Below are 14,227 nucleotides of genomic sequence, written 5' to 3'. Positions count from 1 at the left end.
GTATATGCAATACTATACCCTTCATGCGCTTTTTATTGCGTTTGGTTACATCAACAATAGCGCTATCATTTTTTGGGTTGCGCAAAGGGATATCCATGGCAATGCTGGTTCCCTTTGATAATGAGTATACTCCCGCAACATCCATATTAATAGCGCTGGAATTGATTTGCATAGGACTTATGTTTATCTTATCTCCATCAATATCAAATTTCATATCCATGTTGGAAAACCTGATGTTTTTAAGATCGCGGAAAGGGAACGCGAACTTCCCTACACTGGTAATGGGGCTAAAGTTAAGCAGCGCCCCTTTTTTAAGGTTAACGGTAACCAATCCTTTCAATGATCGGGGAACTATATCTCCGCGGCTGTTTATTCCGCCGGTTAGGTGTGCCTGGGCCGATAGAAAACCCGTGAGGTTTTTCGACGTAAAATTTTTCATGCCGAAATTATTGAACGAATAAAAGAAATTACTGGTGTTTACATTGTCAATCTTAGTATTGATGGTGAAGTTGTTTATATTACCTTTTTGTACTAACGTGCCATTTAATTTTAATGAACCTCCGGCGTTTTTCACGCTCACATTATTAACCCTGATGATGTTATCGGCCATTAAAAAATTGGCAGTGGCACCTGTAGCTAAAAAGTTTTTGTAATATACTTTATCAACCCTCAGGTGAATCTCGGCCGTCCCTTTTTCAAAAGCAGTGCTCAGGGCGCTGTTGACATTGGTTCTTTTGCCAGGTGATTTAATTTGCGCGGCGGGTTGGCGGCGGTTTAAAAATCCCAAAAACTCTTCCAGGTGTAATTGCGGACTACGAACCTGCCAGGTAAGCAGTATTTTTTCGGGAGCGGTATAATACAGGTTAAGAAAATTGTTTACCCTGCCTTCCATAAACACAATACTGTTGCCGGTTTGCAAGCGAATGTTGTTGAGCAACAGGTCGTCTCCCGAAAATTTTATGGTGATAGCCGTGTTTTTAAAATTAAGGTTACGGGGCACATAGCTTACATTGGCATTTTTAATGTTAATGGTGCCGGCCAGTTTTGGCTTGCTAATCTGGTAATCAACCAGGTTGGCTTTATAGGCCAGTTTCAGGTCGGCATAACCTTTGGTAAATTTCAGGTCATCATCGCCAACGGCATGGTTAAGCTGCGATATATCAAAATGCGATTTGAATATGCCGGTAGCTACCGGGGTATTTAAATTATTGATAAAAGCCGTATCAATAATGAATGGTATTTTTTGATAAGTACCATTAAAATGGTACAATTTTATAACTGAGTTGTCGTCATTAAGGCCCTTGCCGTTGATATAATTATTGGAGAACACCCCATTAAAGCTGCAGTCTTCAACTTTCAGACCGGGCATGGTCACTACATTATCTTTCACTTTGGCAGTAACAAAAATAGATGGATCGCCTCCGGCGCTAAAAAAGCCGGCAATATCACAGGTAACCGCGATAGGATTGTCGATATTGAACTTGCTAAGGCTTTTTGTAATGTTGGGCGCTAACAGGCGGGCTGCATTTGTCCACAGGATTTTATCATTAACAATATTCAATACAAACGCCACATTGGGTTTGGCCAGGTTAAATTTGCCTCCAATGGTAAACGCATCGTAGCCAATGTTTAAAACATTGGAGGCTACCGTTATAAGTTTAGCTGGCTCATTATAAGTAATATCAAATGTACCATCAAGCAGTTTATCTTTCATAAAGCTGCCCTTTTTGGTGTTGAACGAAAAGCTTTTAACCAGTGTTTGCAGCCTTATATCGGCGTGCCAGCCGGTTGGTGGGTACTGCATCCGCCCGTTTACATTCATTATTTCAAACCTGAACAGCTTAAAAGCTTTGCGGTCATCAACTACAAAATTAACGTTGCTAAGGTGAAAGCGTTTTATTTGGGTTGATGAACTGCTGGTATCTTTGAGAGCATTTTTATCTTTTGGTTTGCCTTTAAAAACAGCTGTATTACTATAACCTGTGCTATCTGTAAACAGGTCGATATTTGCCTGGCCGATGTCTATCTTATTTATCTCCACGTTCCCTTTCAATAATGCCGCTGCATTTACAGACACATCAACGTATTTTGCATCCAATAAAGTATGATGATGAGCAGGCCATTGCCGATCTTTAATAACCACATCCTTAAGATTTACAGAAACACCCGGAAAGCCTTTAAAAAATGTTGGATCAAGCTTGCCGATGGTGAGTGTACCGTCCAGGTTTTTGTTCAGTTCGGTGGTGATCATTTTGAGCACCTTTTCCTTGTTGAAAATAATGTACATAAAAATGCCTGCAAAGGCAATTATTACAATGCCTGTTAAAGCTCCTAATACTTTTAATGTTGTTTTTGTCCACTTGGGCATTTGTACCTTTATTACCTTATAATAAGGGTTGATGTGTTTAATTGTTTGATTTATACAGATATAAACACTTTAAAAGCCGACACTGGAGTATCCATATCTAAGATCAGTGCAATAGTATGTACCGATATACGGAAGATAGTTTGCCGCTTAAACGGGTAAGCAGGGTTGAAAATATTGCTTTAGGGTTTTTATGTCTCATGAAACTGCAATGCGGTGCAGGTCGTGCTAAGCAAACTAAAACATTATTTTTTTGTATTTGATTGACCGTTAACTGGTTAATGATGATTTGGGTAAATAAATTTTGTTTCTTTAATAAAATAAAAACTATATTTAATGAATCAATTTATACCTGATAAAGTGTAAGGTTCTTTACGCTTTTACAAATGCGATTTAATAATACTTCCTTAAATAAGTTTAAGGTGATCTGAATTTATCTATTATAAGTTTGGCTATTCCCTGTAAAATGGCCTCCGGGAAGCCCAAAACGGAATTTAGAGTAAGCAATCATAACCTATTCTTATCACATCATGCCGGCAGTTATATCAATTGGATTGCTCTCCCATACCCCTCGTATTTTGGGGAGAATTATCTCAGGAATTTATTTTTTGCTTATATCAGCTATAGCTTTTGGTGAAGATGCCTTATAAACTTTTTGCAGATATATTGGAAAACCATTTAAAAACTTAAAAGAGATGAATTACCCAAACAGAGTTATTAAAAAAGGCGAAAGCGACACAGATGTTGTAAAAGCAATTCAAAGTAAACTGAACGAAAAAAACTGCGGTCCATTGGATGTTGATGGCGACTTTGGCAATAATACAGTCAGCGCTGTAAAAATATTTCAAACCCGGCATACCGACAATATGGGCGCCTCACTTGTGGCAGATGGTCAGATAGGTGCCATGACCTGGGCTGCATTGTTTGGAGCAGAAACTATTGCTGCTGCTGCTAATACCAACCAGGCTTCATCACCTTTGCTTGCGGATGCCCTTTTAGTTGGTATCTCGCAAATTAATGTGGTAGAACAGCCGCAGGGGAGTAACCGCGGACCCGAAGTTGATGTATATTTACGCACAACAGGGTTAGACCCGGAAGGGCAGCATTACAGCTGGTGCGCGGCTTTTGTTTACTGGAGCTTTAACGAAGCTGCGAAAAAACTGGGAATCCCTAATCCTGTAGTTAAAACCGCCGGGGTATTAGATCATTGGGCACGGGCAAAATGTACAAAGATTACAAAAGCGGATGCCATTAATGACCCATCCAAGATAAAACCGGGCAGTATTTTTATTATCGACCATGGAGGTAATCTTGGGCATACCGGCATTGTTGAAAGTGTAAACGGTGGAAATTTAACAACTATTGAAGGTAATACCAATACCGGGCAAAGCCGCGAAGGTTATGGAGTTTTCAGGTTAACCCGGCGAAAAATATCCGATATTACCAAAGGCTTTTTAAATTATTAAACATCAGTATATGGCAGTAAAACATGTTGATTTAGAAACAGTAAGCTATACCCCGCAAACAAGCGATAACGATATTATTGTTGAGGTACAAATAGGAGATGCGGCTGATGAAGACGGATCTTACTCGGTTTTCCTTGGCCCCCGCTTTATTGGCGCTAATGCGCCGGCCAACATAGGTAAAAAGGCAGATGTTGGCGGTAAAACAACTGTAGTATCTGTAACTATTGTTGATACATTAATGGAAACCAACTGGACAAGCATGACAGTTTTTGTTCGTGAAGGAGATGGATTGGTAACCTATGGCCCTTATAGTGAACAGGTAGATAGTGACCTGGATACGATAATTTATACGCTTAAAATTACAAATTCATGAAACGTTGGATTTACGTAGTTGCATTGATAATAATTATGGCGCCGCAGTTACTGTTTGCACAGGATGAAGCTAAGTTAACAGTGCCGGCAAGCCCTGCTTTTAGCATCCTTAATTTCGAGCCATCTGCGGTTATGCGGCCTACAACTGCCAAATCCCTGTCGTCAGATATTCTTAATGCCTTTGATAAAGATGGCAAACTGTTGATGAACCTGGGGCTTGAGGTAGCGCCGTATTGGTTAGCGAGTCATCCTAAATTAAGCCGGCAAAATTATCTTAACCCTAATTTGGGTCAAACAATTTTACGAAGCTTAAGCCTGTCGGCCGCCACTGTAAAAGATTCCGCCTCGGGGAATAACAAGCTTGGGGCTGGGCTCCGCTTTAAATTGTATAATGGCGAGCCGGCCGGTGACGTGGGCAAATTGAGTGCACAACTGAAAACCAAAACCACAGTTATTGCTATTATTAATGGAATCCGGGCTTCGGTTGGTGCCGGCGCAATTGATACCAGGCAAAAAGCCATAGCCAGTATTGATAATATGCTTACCACAGCCGGAATTGATTCTAAAATAGTAACCGAAACAAAGAATGACGCGATAAGGCTCCAAGATGATTATACAGATGACCCTGCGGGCATTAAATCATTTTTAGATGACCTTGTAAACGCGCGCGCCGAAGCTTATAAGGGGCTTGCAAAAAAAATCTCCGATATGCTTTATCAGCGTAAAGGTTTTATTGTGGAAATGGCGGCGGCAAGCGGCTTCAATACCTCAAAAAATAACAGCCTCGAAAAAATTGGCTTTTGGACTAATGTTTCATACACGCTATCGCCCGATGACTATATTACTTTTACCACAAGGTACATGTTCAAAAACAGGGATACCCTTACCACCAACTTTGACGCGGGCTTTGGCTTCCTGAAAAAAGCCGCCGATTTTAATATTTCGGCAGAGGCCATGCTGCGGCATCAATCGGCAGAAATCCCCGATATTAATATCAGCAATCAACCCATCACCCGCATCGAAAAAAACTTTACTTATCGGCTTGCTGTACAAGGCTCTTTTAAGGTGAGCCAGGGGATAAGCTTAAACCTCAGCTTTGGCCGGGATTTCGATTCGCCATTTATTAACAGGTCGGGCTTTTTCTCCATATTGGGTCTAAATTATAGTATTTTTAGTAAAGAGATTCCAGGCCTGAAATAGAAAGCCGGACCTGGGATTATGAGGTGGCGCCTGTTTCCTTGCGTACTATGGGCGCCACTTTGGTGCCATAGATCTCAATCGCTTTCAGGATCTTTTTGTGCGGGGTATGGCCGGTTACCAGTTGTGCTACAAAGCGGGTATTGCCAAACAGCTCATATTGCTGCATAATTTTATCCACAGCCATTTGTACATCGCCTACAACCAGGGGCCCATCCTTGCGCAGGTATTCAAACGAATCCCTGGTCATGGGCGACCAGCCGCGTTCCCGGCCCACGCGGGTCATCAGGGCAGCGTATGAGGGGTAAAACTCATCAGCAGCCTGTTCGGCGCCTTCGGCTACGTAAAACTGCGAGGATATGGCTAACTGCAGTTTACTTACATCATGCCCGGCCTTTGCTGCCGATTCGCGGTAAGCTTCTACAAACGGAACGAAGTGTTTAGGGGCGCTGCCTAATATGGCAATAATCATGGGCAGGTTTAACCTGCCGGCACGCAGGGCCGAGGCGCGGGTACCGCCGACACCTATCCAAACCGGGATGGCTTCCTGCAACGGGCGGGGATAAACACCCTGGTTAACCACCGGTGCGCGGAATTTACCCTGCCAGTCCACTATCTCCTGCTTATTGATTTGCAGGAACATTTCCAGCTTTTCGGTAAAAAGAGCATCGTAATCATCAAGGTCGAAACCAAAAAGGGGGAACGATTCGATAAAGGAACCACGACCGGCTATCATTTCGGCCCTGCCACCGGAGATCAGATCCACAGTGGCGAAATTTTGAAAAGTACGCACAGGATCGGCCGAGCTTAACACAGTTACCGAGCTGGACAACCGGATATTTTTGGTGATGGAAGCCGCCGCGGCCATAAATACCTCGGGGGCCGAAATCACAAAATCGGGCCGGTGATGCTCGCCAAAGGCAAAAACATCCAGGCCAACCTCATCGGCCAGTTTAACTTCTGCCAATAATTCCTGTACCCGCCGGTGGGCGTTAACGGCTTTACCGGCAGTGCCGTCGGTGTCTACCTCGCCAAATGTGCTTATTCCTAATTCCATAAAGTAAAAATAAGAAGTTTAAACATTTATTTTGGATGGGAGATGCGAAATTGACAGGGAGGTGAAGGAGGTATGTTCTTTCTTAAGTGTAATGGCCGGGTGTTATCACCGTAGGTCTTAGGAAGATTATAAAAAGGCTGGCCTCGTGCGATTCCCTCCCAACGGGAGGGTGCAGGGAGGGGTTTCTACACCAGGCTTTTAAGCTTGATTAGCAGCCGTCCTATCATTCGCAAAACCCCTTCCTCCTCCTTCCCCAAGGAAGGAATCGCACATCCTCCGCTTTTTATAATCTTCCCAACATCTATAGTGTTGTCACCATAGGTCTTCGGAGGAAATAAAACGAGGCCTGACTTTTTACTTGTAGTGAAACCACCGGCCATATGTTGAATGTAAACAGTACCATTTAAATAAAAGGTTTTTTCATTCACAAAAAATACAATTACTACCTTGCAGGTAGAATTATACCAATGGAAAATATATTTGACCCTTTTATCCGTACGAAAGGATTTGTTATCCTTGATGGCGCAATGGCCACAGAATTAGAATCAAGGGGAGCCAATCTTAATCATACATTATGGTCGGCCAAATTATTGAGGGAAGACCCGGAGTTGATTAAGCAGGTGCATTATGATTATTTAATTGCCGGTGCAGATGTTATCACGACAGCCAGTTACCAGGCCAGTTTTGAAGGATTTGCCAAAAATGGATACACTGCCGCAGAAGCAGTTGAATTGATGCAGCTAAGTGTGCAGCTGGCTTTCCAGGCACGCGGGGATGCCATGAAAGTTATATCCCGAAGTGAAAAATCGCTGGTAGCAGCATCTATAGGCCCTTACGGCGCATCTTTAGCCGATGGTTCAGAATATCGCGGTAATTATGGTGTGAGTATTGAAGATCTGAAATCGTTTCATCGCAGCAGGATGAAATTGCTGATTGAAACCGGTGCCGATTTGCTGGCATGCGAAACAATCCCTTGTTTAGATGAGGCTATCGCCTTGAAAGAATTGCTAACGGAGTTTCCGGGTATGCAGGCCTGGATCAGTTTTAGTTGTAAAGATGAAAGCCACCTGAGCAGTGGCGAGGATTTTTCTGATGCGGTAAAATTGTTAAGCCAGTCGGGCCAGGTAATTGCAATTGGTGTCAATTGTACTGCGCCACAGCACATCGCATCGCTAATAAAAATCGCGGCAGCAAATACCGGCAAGCACGTCCTCGTTTATCCTAATAAAGGGGAGGTGTGGGATGCGGTTAATAAACGCTGGCTGCCGGCGCCTGCCAACTGTGCACACTTTCTTGATGATGCAAAAGTTTGGTTTTCCGCAGGAGCAAAAATTATTGGCGGCTGTTGCAGAACAACCCCGGAAGATATTAAGCAATTGCAGCAGCTGGTGGATTTAGCATAACCCTTAGCTGTGTTTTTTATCCGGCTTCTCCGTGCTTTTCTTTACCCTGAATTTCACAATCCTGGTTATCAAATCCAGGGGCATAGGTTTATCAATCGGGAACTGAACTGAACCTTTTGCACCCTTGTATGCAGAGAGTTCTTCTTTAAATTCCTCAATCCCATTAGGTGTTGGGTAAAGCCCGATGTGATTTTTAAAAGCCGCGAAATGGATTAAGTTTCCTTTAAGGGTGAAAGTAGGCATTGCATAACTTATTTTTTCCTGGGCATCGGGCGCAGCTTTTTTAATAGTGGTACGTACGTCCTGCAGGATTTTTTGAACATCGGCCGGAAAATCAGCAATATACTCGTCAATGGTAGTAGGCTTACTGGCTATCATGTTTTATGTAGTGTTTTGGCTATCTGCCTGGTTTATAATGCATAAATATACAAAACCTACTATGAAAAAACTATTTTCTGGTTAAATCTGCAGGGAAATCGCTTTTAAAATATCTGCATGGTAAATTTTGGCTGAAGCCGCTTTTTGGCCCTTCGCTACCGTCCCATAAATGGGACGGCAATGAACTTTTAGCTACCTTAAACGGGATCAGTCCTTAAATCATTGCCGTTGGGCTTCAGCCAACGGTTAAATTGGAAGAAATGAGTTAGGGCTTTAGCCAAAAAATATTATAGATATTTAAAAGCGATTTCCCTTGGTAATTCCGAATCCACAGCTCAACTGACAGGCGGACGAACATATACTTTGGCGGGTACTTTATTAAAGAAATTCCTGATGGCAGTTATTTTTCCCGTGCGGATAAGATAGCTGATGAATAGGGCGATTAACATAGTTTTTTATTTAACAATACCAGCAAAACGTTGATAAAAAGCGGTAGGGCTATCGGCAGTTTTAGGCTCATACTTACCGGCAATGATGGGGATGTAAATTACCCTCCTGCGGCTTTCTTCGCCAATTACGGACGACTGCGCCACGCGGTGCCATAAGCGCCCGTCGTGTATAGTCAGGTCACCGGCAGCCGGAATAATGGCAACTTCATTTTCATCAGTATCATGATCTAAGAAATACTTTTTACGGAAAAGCATCTGGTAAAGATTCTGTTGGTGCGTTCCGGGTAAAATTCTTAATCCGCCGTTCTCTGGTTTAAGGGTGCTCAGGTGAATGCCCACGTTAAGCATCGGATTTAATTTTTGGCCGTGGAAAATATCGCGTAATCCATCGGTATGCCAGCCCATTTTGGTAAAGCTGCTTTCTGGGCCGTTTACATAGTGGTTAAAAACCATCCCGTCTTTTTCGTCGGTACCCAAACGGGCGCCTTCGCCAATAAGATTTAGTAATACCCGGAAGCGCGGGTCCTGTGAAAATTCGTCAAGCAATGGGTGGTGTTTGTTGATAAAAGCAAAGCGTTGTACAATAGGGGAGCCATCCACATCTTTACCATATTTAATGGGTACGCCATTTATCTTTTCAACCTTATTGCTAAGCCAGTTTTGCTGAACCTGTTCAGATGCATCAATGATATCGGCCACTGTTTCGGGCTTAATGAAGTTTGTAAAGTGAATAAAACCATGCTGGTTAAAAAAAGCTTGTTGCTGGGGTGTAATTGTTGAGCTTAAGGTGAATTTTTGATATGAGCCTGCCATGAAAATAAGTATTAAAATGCCTGGAAAATGAGTATAAAAAATATGGGAACTGTTTTAAACAGTTTTTAAAAGTAGGATTGGATCCCCGGGGAAATTAACAACAACAGCTGCACATGACCCTTGTTTGAAAGGGCATTCGCATGGAGCATGCAAAAGATATGTGGTGCGTGTTATTCAATGTATATAATGTCTATGTATTTAATAGACTATGCAAATGTAAATAAATTATTAAACCAAACAAATTTTCATGAAAATATTTTTAATGCTTGTACAAGCCGGCGGTTATGCGCTCAATAAAGGCTTTGGGGCTATGCCTTGCAGCCGCCGCCGATAGTTTATTTAAAAAGCCAGGCACAATCTCGGCTTTTTTACCAAACATGCCCCGTATGCCTATCCCGGCCACCTCGTCGGGCGTCATGTTAAATTTGGCTGCCAGCTCGGCCAGCGCGTCCATACCCGCGCGGTGAGCAAATCCCGTGTCGGTAGGGCCGGGGCACAGGCAACTTACCGATACCGCAGTATCTTTTAGCTCATAACGTAAAGCCCTGCTGAATGCCAGTACAAATGATTTTGATGCCGCATATACCGCCAGGGTAGGCACAGCCTGGTAAGCCGCGGTGCTGCTTACATTTAATATATATGCTTGTTTTTGCAGTTTTAAGGCGGGGAGTAAATGGTGCGATAATGCTACCACGGCATCTATATTAACCCGTATCATGTGCATTTGATCGGCCAGGTTCAATTCATCAAAGTTACCCCAGATGCCATAGCCGGCATTATTTATAAGTATGGATACCGGTACCGATAAACCTGTATACCAATCCGCAATCCGCATAACTGAGCCGGCATCCGACAGATCGGCCAAAAAATAGCGTGCTTCAACATGATATGTTGATTTGATGTGAACAGATAATTTCTGCAGTTCGGCTTCAGAGCGGGCCACCAGCAATAAGTTATAGCCTTTTTGCGCAAGTAATAAAGCCATCGATTTGCCTATGCCTTTGCTTGCACCCGTTATTAAAGCGTATTCTTTCATCTTAACAATGTCATATCAAACTAAAAATAAGGTTGATGTTGCAAGTTTAATAAATACTCTACTAAATTTGTAGACTATTTAAAATGTTATTACGTTTGTATCGCATATGAAAAACGCTTCTCATCATTTGGTTAATTATAATAATTGCAACTATTGTTGTTGTAGATAAACAAACCCCACGTACTGTTTGTAATTCATTTACGTTAATATAATATCCAAATAAAGACCATTTTTTATGATTACGCATCGCATAACGCACTTATTTAAGGCGTTTATAATCATAGGTTACATTTTGTACAGTTTGCCCGCTCATGCCCAACTATCGGCAGCGGTGCATTATACACTAAAGCCAGGCGATACCACTGCCAAAAGCATTTTTGATAACAATTACAGCAACCTGGTTTTGTTTGATGAAAAGAAAACACCGGTAGCTGCCAGCAAAGCGCCTGTAATAATTGAAAATAATGCCAGCCTTATAGAACGTATGGAAACCCATTTAAATAACCGCCAGGAGCGGAAAAAGCTGATGGGTTACTTAAAAGAGCTTTCGGCAGGTAGCAGCCAGGTAAATTATAATCAGGCGAAAGTTAAGGTATATTACAGGCTGGCCAACGTATTTGCAAGGTTGCGCCTGTACCCCCTGGCCATGAAATGTTTTTTTAAAACAATGCAGTATAAGGGTAAGCAGGCGGTTAATAACCAACTGCAATCTCAACCCCCTGTTGATTCCTTATCTGCCGATACCGCAAACCGGGATTTAAACTTAGATACCGCTTATTTAGCCATTACCGCCAAGGACGATTCTGTATTTGTTAATGACCCTAAACCATCCGGCTTAAACGATAAAACCGAAGAAAAAAGCAAGGCAATAACTTACGACCGTATCGTTAATACATTTAATGATGGTAAAAAGGCAGCTGCTTACGCCTTACTGTTTCATGTAAAGCAACCGGTGCCGGGCAAACCCAAAGTATTTGCGTTAACCAATACCGGTCATACTTTTATTACCCTCATTAAGTATAATACCGATTCTACTTCTGTTTCTATTTCCTTTGGATTTTATCCGCAGAAGGATAACCTGTTTTCGGCAACGCCACTGGATCCAACCTGCTCAGGAACATTTAAAAACGACCGCGGGCACAAATGGGATGAGGTTATGGGCAAGTTTATTACCAAAAAAAGATTTGAGCGCATCCTGGCGCTAACCAAAAGGTACGATGGCCTGGAGTATCATCTATCCAAAAACAACTGTACCGATTTTGCCATTAAAGCGGCCTCTTATGCCGGTTTCGGGGTATCCAATGCCAAAGGTTCCTGGCCTTTGGGACATGGCAATAACCCCGCTGTTACAGGGCAAAGCATTATAGCAGGAGGGATTTATGACGACGACGGCAAAGCCGGCCTGTTCATTAATTTTGACGAGGTGTTGAATAAAAATAAATAAGCTGGCAGGTTTGGGATCTTATACATATTCAAACTTAATCCTGTCGTTGGGGAACTCGTTGCTGTGCTGTATTTTTAATTGCTTTAACTTTTCGTCAAAGTACTTATAAATCTTTTTTGAGTTTTTTTCGGCCTTCTCCTGGTTTTCAAATTCTTTTTCCAGGTACCTTGAAAGGGCGAACAAGGTTCGCGGGAACTCGTAAATGGTTATGGTGCCATCCGTTTCTTTTTTTGCCCGTACCCAGTAAGGATCGTTTTTTGTCGACTCCCTGATGTATACAACCTCGGCCTGGGCCTCTACCATATTGCAGTATTGCACCAGGGCGTTTAGCGTGGCCGGGATGCCTACCTTAACGTTAACCTTGCCGGGCGCGTAAGCTTTAAGATGGGCATCCGGAAAAGAAAAGTTAATATCGGCCCTCCCCTTTAAAAGTTTAGCCAGCCTGCCGGTAAAATTCATAAAATAACCCATGGCCAGTATTTCGGCCAGCGACTGCCGGTAGTTGCGTTTATTTTCGGCATGGAAGATGATGCCCAGGATAACAGATACCACCAATCCCGATCCAAAGGCCACCCATTTATTGGGGAAAGTAATAATGCCATCCAGGAAGCCGCCATAAGTACCTATGGTTGGTATAATGGAAAATATAAAATCCTTAAACGGAAAAAATCTAAAAGTAAAGGTCATGATTATGAGGGTATTAGGTTAACAATAGTAATTTAAATTTAAGTAAATTACTGTTGTTATACAAAGGTGGTGGATAATTTAAATAACCTTATTATAATGTGTGCATAACCAGGGCGCAAGGCTTTATCCCGAAGTGAAAGTTTGAACCAGCCGGGCATTATAAGGGTACTGGTTTTGTTATTTGGACGTATCCGCCGCTGGTAGAAGCGGCGGTCAGGCTTTCTGTTCATACGCCTTCAAGGCCTTAGGCGCGAGGCCTGTATCCACGCCAATCCTTTACGCAACTTTTGGGTACAAAAAAACCGGATGAAAGTAACATCCGGGATTTGCAAATTCAATACTTAGTATGGCGTTCACCTTTCAGCGCGGTACACGCGACACGTGTGCACCAGCGGAGGCACGTTATGGTATTACAGGAGCATTTATATTGGGATCTGATTTTACATACTTAATCAATATTGAGTCCCCTATTTTAAATTTCGAATCCAGGGAATTGCCCTTATAATATTTCCCTCCTAAACTAAATTGATATGAATACGAAAACTCGTGAGAAACAGAACTGTTAGGGAAGTTATTTTTTTCATTTATAATAACGGCCTTTAATTGTTCGGATTCAGTAGCCAGCTTTTTATCGTCTCTATTACCACTCACACATTTATAGGCAAACACGCTAAGTATGGTAAATACAAAAATTAATGGGAAAATATCCTTTATTTTTTTCATCATTAAATCTGATTTATCTTTATAGCAGTTTTCTTTGTGTCGGCTTTCAATGTCCGCTGCCGCCAGCGTCCCCGGCTTGCGGCCCGCATGCCAGATGTACAATTACTCATAAAAGTTACGCGCATGGTATGATCGGCATCCGGAATATGATCTGATTCCTCACAAGGCTTTCAATGCATAAAAAACGATAAAAACGCCAAAGAACAACAGCAAAATTAACGAAACAGCATTACCTATTATACTTTCTTCAGGAAATAAAATCTGATCTTCTCCATCAAGATACTTCATAGAAATAAAATCACCAACCTTGTATTTATTGCAAGAATTTGCTCCTATTTGCTTCGATAATATTTTACCATCATAGCTTACTTTCATAAAATATTTGGCTTTTGTACCACTACAAATGGAGGGAATTTCAATGATATGCATCTTGACGATTGTGCCATTCTGTTGAATCTGCCATCGCAAATAATCGTTCTTAATTAAAAGTGTTGATACAATGATAAAAATAACTCCAGTCAAAACTGCTAATGCTTTCATATTTCCGTTTAATGTGATTTCGGTGTAACTACACGTGTTTTGTCTTGACTTACAGCCCATCGCTGGCGCACGCGTGTCGTGGCTGTTGCACAACTAACCCTTTAACGAACAATAAACTAAGTTGTGCGATCATTTTAGCCTGGCATCTGATTTAAGCGCAATAAAAATCAGATGTCTTAAAAGGCTCTAATAAGCTTAAAATCTCATGCCAAAGCCTATTCCCTCCATATTTAATTAACTTCTTAAGATTGTAAGCAATTCCTGCCATTATCATACATTTATTGGCTAGTTTTATAC

The 14,227-nt window shown here is 42.0% G+C and carries 13 protein-coding genes; 5 read left to right on the top strand and 8 right to left on the bottom strand.

Going from position 1 to position 14,227, the window contains the following annotated elements; all coding sequences use genetic code 11:
• Positions 1-2,368: AsmA family protein (locus AC1DPZ_RS12645; protein WP_477403815.1), on the bottom strand; the 2,368-nt coding region annotated here is incomplete at its 3' end.
• A gap of 692 nt (positions 2,369-3,060) precedes the next feature.
• Here AC1DPZ_RS12645 and AC1DPZ_RS12640 point away from each other — a divergent pair.
• The 3 genes from AC1DPZ_RS12640 to AC1DPZ_RS12630 are packed head-to-tail and all read left to right on the top strand — an operon-like array spanning position 3,061 to position 5,403.
• Positions 3,061-3,831: a CHAP domain-containing protein gene (locus AC1DPZ_RS12640; RefSeq protein ID WP_477403813.1), complete on the top strand. Its 771-nt coding sequence runs from the start codon at positions 3,061-3,063 to the stop codon at positions 3,829-3,831.
• 10 nt (positions 3,832-3,841) lie between these two features.
• The gene (locus AC1DPZ_RS12635) at positions 3,842-4,204 is read left to right on the top strand and encodes a hypothetical protein (RefSeq protein ID WP_477403811.1); all 363 of its coding nucleotides are present in this window, start codon (positions 3,842-3,844) and stop codon (positions 4,202-4,204) included.
• The gene (locus tag AC1DPZ_RS12630) at positions 4,201-5,403 is read left to right on the top strand and encodes a hypothetical protein (protein ID WP_477403809.1); all 1,203 of its coding nucleotides are present in this window, start codon (positions 4,201-4,203) and stop codon (positions 5,401-5,403) included. Before AC1DPZ_RS12635 ends, AC1DPZ_RS12630 begins: the two co-directional genes overlap by 4 nt.
• A 16-nt stretch (positions 5,404-5,419) precedes the next feature.
• Here the strand turns inward: AC1DPZ_RS12630 and AC1DPZ_RS12625 are convergent, their stop codons facing one another.
• Positions 5,420-6,457 (bottom strand): Atu2307/SP_0267 family LLM class monooxygenase, encoded by a 1,038-nt coding sequence (locus tag AC1DPZ_RS12625; RefSeq protein WP_477403807.1) that lies wholly within the window; start codon positions 6,455-6,457, stop codon positions 5,420-5,422.
• 467 nt (positions 6,458-6,924) lie between these two features.
• Here AC1DPZ_RS12625 and mmuM point away from each other — a divergent pair, with 467 nt between their 5' ends.
• Positions 6,925-7,860: a homocysteine S-methyltransferase gene (gene mmuM, locus AC1DPZ_RS12620; protein WP_477403805.1), complete on the top strand. Its 936-nt coding sequence runs from the start codon at positions 6,925-6,927 to the stop codon at positions 7,858-7,860.
• A gap of 3 nt (positions 7,861-7,863) precedes the next feature.
• Here the strand turns inward: mmuM and AC1DPZ_RS12615 are convergent, their stop codons facing one another.
• From AC1DPZ_RS12615 to AC1DPZ_RS12605, 3 genes are all read right to left on the bottom strand, one after another.
• On the bottom strand, positions 7,864-8,238 hold the full coding sequence (locus AC1DPZ_RS12615; protein WP_477403803.1) for an iron chaperone: 375 nt from the start codon (positions 8,236-8,238) through the stop codon (positions 7,864-7,866).
• Between the two features lie 455 nt (positions 8,239-8,693).
• A complete protein-coding gene (locus tag AC1DPZ_RS12610; protein ID WP_477403801.1) occupies positions 8,694-9,500 on the bottom strand; it encodes a phytanoyl-CoA dioxygenase family protein in 807 nt (268 codons plus the stop codon).
• A 259-nt stretch (positions 9,501-9,759) separates the two neighbouring features.
• Positions 9,760-10,536: an SDR family NAD(P)-dependent oxidoreductase gene (locus tag AC1DPZ_RS12605; protein ID WP_477403799.1), complete on the bottom strand. Its 777-nt coding sequence runs from the start codon at positions 10,534-10,536 to the stop codon at positions 9,760-9,762.
• Positions 10,537-10,771: 235 nt separating this feature from the next.
• Here AC1DPZ_RS12605 and AC1DPZ_RS12600 point away from each other — a divergent pair, with 235 nt between their 5' ends.
• Positions 10,772-11,980, top strand: a complete 1,209-nt coding sequence (locus tag AC1DPZ_RS12600; protein WP_477403797.1) for a hypothetical protein — start codon at positions 10,772-10,774, stop codon at positions 11,978-11,980.
• Between the two features lie 18 nt (positions 11,981-11,998).
• Here AC1DPZ_RS12600 and AC1DPZ_RS12595 read toward each other — a convergent pair whose 3' ends face one another.
• The 3 genes from AC1DPZ_RS12595 to AC1DPZ_RS12585 all read right to left on the bottom strand — a co-directional run bounded on the left by AC1DPZ_RS12595 (position 11,999) and on the right by AC1DPZ_RS12585 (position 13,930).
• Positions 11,999-12,667, bottom strand: a complete 669-nt coding sequence (locus AC1DPZ_RS12595; protein WP_477403795.1) for an STING domain-containing protein — start codon at positions 12,665-12,667, stop codon at positions 11,999-12,001.
• 402 nt (positions 12,668-13,069) lie between these two features.
• On the bottom strand, positions 13,070-13,393 hold the full coding sequence (locus AC1DPZ_RS12590; RefSeq protein WP_477403793.1) for a hypothetical protein: 324 nt from the start codon (positions 13,391-13,393) through the stop codon (positions 13,070-13,072).
• A 156-nt stretch (positions 13,394-13,549) separates the two neighbouring features.
• Complete coding sequence (locus AC1DPZ_RS12585) at positions 13,550-13,930, bottom strand: hypothetical protein (RefSeq protein WP_477403791.1); 381 nt, start codon at positions 13,928-13,930, stop codon at positions 13,550-13,552.
• Between the last annotated feature and the right edge of the window lie 297 nt (positions 13,931-14,227).

This window comes from Mucilaginibacter sp. P4_G9, from assembly GCF_056400985.1.
The sequence above is the reverse complement of the archived record's forward strand: the minus strand, read 5'-3'. Positions and strand labels throughout refer to the sequence as shown.

What these genes read in the sequence shown, in the direction of transcription:
- AC1DPZ_RS12640 (WP_477403813.1), top strand. Translation starts at nt 3,061, where the DNA reads ATGAATTACCCAAACAGAGTTATTAAAAAAGGCGAAAGCGACACAGAT.
- AC1DPZ_RS12635 (WP_477403811.1), top strand. Translation starts at nt 3,842, where the DNA reads ATGGCAGTAAAACATGTTGATTTAGAAACAGTAAGCTATACCCCGCAA.
- AC1DPZ_RS12630 (WP_477403809.1), top strand. Translation starts at nt 4,201, where the DNA reads ATGAAACGTTGGATTTACGTAGTTGCATTGATAATAATTATGGCGCCG.
- AC1DPZ_RS12625 (WP_477403807.1), bottom strand. Translation starts at nt 6,457, where the DNA reads ATGGAATTAGGAATAAGCACATTTGGCGAGGTAGACACCGACGGCACT.
- mmuM (WP_477403805.1), top strand. Translation starts at nt 6,925, where the DNA reads ATGGAAAATATATTTGACCCTTTTATCCGTACGAAAGGATTTGTTATC.
- AC1DPZ_RS12615 (WP_477403803.1), bottom strand. Translation starts at nt 8,238, where the DNA reads ATGATAGCCAGTAAGCCTACTACCATTGACGAGTATATTGCTGATTTT.
- AC1DPZ_RS12610 (WP_477403801.1), bottom strand. Translation starts at nt 9,500, where the DNA reads ATGGCAGGCTCATATCAAAAATTCACCTTAAGCTCAACAATTACACCC.
- AC1DPZ_RS12605 (WP_477403799.1), bottom strand. Translation starts at nt 10,536, where the DNA reads ATGAAAGAATACGCTTTAATAACGGGTGCAAGCAAAGGCATAGGCAAA.
- AC1DPZ_RS12600 (WP_477403797.1), top strand. Translation starts at nt 10,772, where the DNA reads ATGATTACGCATCGCATAACGCACTTATTTAAGGCGTTTATAATCATA.
- AC1DPZ_RS12595 (WP_477403795.1), bottom strand. Translation starts at nt 12,667, where the DNA reads ATGACCTTTACTTTTAGATTTTTTCCGTTTAAGGATTTTATATTTTCC.
- AC1DPZ_RS12590 (WP_477403793.1), bottom strand. Translation starts at nt 13,393, where the DNA reads ATGATGAAAAAAATAAAGGATATTTTCCCATTAATTTTTGTATTTACC.
- AC1DPZ_RS12585 (WP_477403791.1), bottom strand. Translation starts at nt 13,930, where the DNA reads ATGAAAGCATTAGCAGTTTTGACTGGAGTTATTTTTATCATTGTATCA.